Below are 2,802 nucleotides of genomic sequence, written 5' to 3'. Positions count from 1 at the left end.
TGGTACCGAAAGAGGTGCATCCGGGGGAGCGGCGGGTGGCGCTCGATCCGAGCGTGGCCGAGCGCTTCCAGAAGCTCGGCGCCGAGGTGCTGGTCGAGTGCGGCGCCGGGCGCGGCTCGCACTTCACCGATGCGCACTACGCCGGCAAGGCCACCCTCGTCGAGGACCTCGACGCCGCCTACGCCCAGGCCGACGTGCTGCTCAAGGTCCAGCCCCCCACCGCCGAGGAGCTCGCACGCCTGCGCCAGGGCGCCGTGGTGCTGAGCTTCCTCGCCCCGCACAAGCACCCCGAGCTGGTCCGGGCGCTGTGCGCGCGCCCGCTCACCGCCTTCGCCTTCGAGCTCCTGCCGCGCATCTCGCGCGCGCAGTCGATGGATGCGCTGTCCTCGCAGGCCTCGATCGCCGGCTACAAGGTGGCGCTGATGGCCGCCAGCCTCGCGTCGTTCTTCTTCCCGATGCTCACCACCGCCGCCGGCACCATCCGCCCGGCCAAGGTGGTGGTGGTCGGCGCCGGCGTCGCCGGGCTGCAGGCGATCGCCACCTGCAAGCGCCTCGGCGCGCAGGTGGAGGCCTACGACATCCGCGCCGCGGCCAAGGAGCAGGTCGAGTCGCTCGGGGCCAAGCTTATCGACACCGGCGTGACCGCCGAGGGCAGCGGCGGCTACGCGCGCGAACTCACCGCCGAGGAGCGCGCGCAGCAGGCGGCGGTGCTCGCGCGCCACGTCGCCGCGGCCAGCGCGGTGATCACCACCGCGTCGATCCCCGGGCGCCAGGCGCCGCTGATCATCACCCGCGCGATGGTCGAGGCGATGAAGCCGGGGGCGGTGATCGTCGACCTGGCCGCCGAGAGCGGCGGCAACTGCGAGCTCACCCAGCCCGGGCAGACCGTCGAGCACCAGGACGTGATCATCCACGGCCCGCTCAACATCCCCAGCCTGATCCCGGTGCACGCGAGCGAGACCTACGCGAAGAACATCTTCAACTTCCTCTCGCCGTTCATCCGCGACGGCGCGCTCGCGCTCGACTGGGACGATGAGGTCATCGCCAGGAGCTGCCTGACGCACGCCGGCGAGATCCGCCACGCCCCGACCCGCACCCTGCTGGGAGGCTGACCGCCATGATCGAAGGCTTCGCTGCACTCTACATCTTCATGCTCGCCGGCTTCGTCGGCTACGAGGTCATCGCCCGCGTGCCGGTGATCCTGCACACGCCGCTGATGTCCGGTTCGAACTTCGTCCACGGCATCGTGGTGGTCGGGGCGATGGTGGCGCTCGGCGGCGCCGACAGCGGCCTCGAGCAGCTCATCGGCTTCGTCGGCGTGGCGCTCGCCGCGGGCAACGCCGTCGGCGGCTACGTGGTCACCGAGCGCATGCTCGAAATGTTCAAGTCGAGCAAGGGGTAAGCCGCCGTGGTGTTGATCCAGTTCGTTTACTTCGCCGCCGCGGTGCTGTTCATCCTCGGCCTCAAGCGCATGTCCAGCCCGAAGACCGCGCGCAGCGGCATCGTCTGGGCCGGCGCGGGCATGCTGCTGGCGACGCTGATCACGCTCGTGCACCCGGGCATGGGCAATTACCTGCTGATCCTCATCGCCCTCGGCGTCGGCTCCTACGTCGCCTGGGCCAGCGGGCGCAAGGTCGCGATGACCGACATGCCGCAGATGATCGCGATCTACAACGGCATGGGCGGCGGCGCGGCGGCGTGCATCGCCGCGGTGGAGCTGCTCAAGGGCAGCACGCACGGCGCCAGCGGGGCGCTGCTCGGCGCGCTCGGGGCGCTGATCGGGGCGGTGAGCTTCTCCGGTTCGGTCATCGCCTGGGCCAAGCTCGACGGGCGCATGAAGAAGGCGGTGCGCTTCGCTCACCAGCAGCGGCTCAACCTCGCGGTGTTCGCGCTGGCGCTGCTGCTCGGGCTGTGCGTGGTGCTGCAGAGCCACCCGGGGGCGTTCACCATCGTCGCCTTCTTCCTCGCCGCGCTCGCCTTCGGCGTGCTGATGGCGCTGCCCATCGGCGGCGCCGACATGCCGGTGGTGATCTCGCTGTTCAACGCCTTCACCGGCCTGGCCGTGGCCTTCGAGGGCTTCGTGCTGCAGAACGCGGCGATGATCATCGCCGGCACCGTGGTCGGCGCCGCCGGCACGCTGCTCACCCAGCTGATGGCCAAGGCGATGAACCGCCCGATCCGCAACGTGCTGTTCTCGCACTTCGGCGCCAGCGCCGGCGGTGCGGCCGAGGAGACGGTCAGCGGCTCGCTCAAGGCGAGCGAGCCGATGGATGCCGCGGTGCAGATGTGCTACGCCGCCAAGGTGATCATCGTCCCCGGCTACGGCCTGGCCGTCGCCCAGGCCCAGCACAAGGTCTGGGAGCTCGCCGAGCTGCTCGAGGAGCGCGGCGTGGAGGTGAAGTTCGCCATCCACCCGGTCGCCGGGCGCATGCCCGGGCACATGAACGTGCTGCTCGCCGAGGCCGGCGTGCCCTACGACAAGATCTTCGACCTCGACGAGATCAACAACGAGTTCGCCAGCACCGACGTCACCCTGGTGATCGGCGCCAACGACGTGGTCAACCCGGTGGCCAAGACCAACCCCGACAGCCCCATCTACGGCATGCCGATCCTCAACGCCGACCAGTCCAAGCAGGTGCTGGTGGTCAAGCGCGGCCAGGGCGCGGGCTTCTCGGGCATCGAGAACCACCTCTTCTACCTCGACCACACCCGCCTGGTCTACGGCGACGCCCAGAAGGTCGTCGCCGAGCTGATCAGCCACGTCAAGACGCTCTAGCCGGCACTCCCCGCGCGGGCGACGGC

3 protein-coding genes are annotated in these 2,802 nt (G+C 70.3%); all 3 read left to right on the top strand.

The features are described 5' to 3' along the window. Positions 1 to 1,112 (top strand): NAD(P) transhydrogenase subunit alpha (locus EV699_RS19690; RefSeq protein WP_132546034.1); only part of this gene is annotated, 1,112 nt, incomplete at its 5' end. Between the two features lie 5 nt (positions 1,113 to 1,117). Continuing rightward, on the top strand, positions 1,118 to 1,402 hold the full coding sequence (locus EV699_RS19685; RefSeq protein WP_132546032.1) for an NAD(P) transhydrogenase subunit alpha part 2: 285 nt from the start codon (positions 1,118 to 1,120) through the stop codon (positions 1,400 to 1,402). Between the two features lie 6 nt (positions 1,403 to 1,408). After that, positions 1,409 to 2,776, top strand: coding sequence for an NAD(P)(+) transhydrogenase (Re/Si-specific) subunit beta (locus tag EV699_RS19680; protein ID WP_132546030.1), 1,368 nt, complete (start codon positions 1,409 to 1,411; stop codon positions 2,774 to 2,776). The last annotated feature ends 26 nt before the right edge of the window (positions 2,777 to 2,802 follow it).

This window comes from Plasticicumulans lactativorans, from assembly GCF_004341245.1.
GTDB classification, from domain to species: domain Bacteria; phylum Pseudomonadota; class Gammaproteobacteria; order Competibacterales; family Competibacteraceae; genus Plasticicumulans_A; species Plasticicumulans_A lactativorans.
Note: the sequence above shows the minus strand (reverse complement) of the source record. Positions and strands in the feature narration are given on the sequence as shown.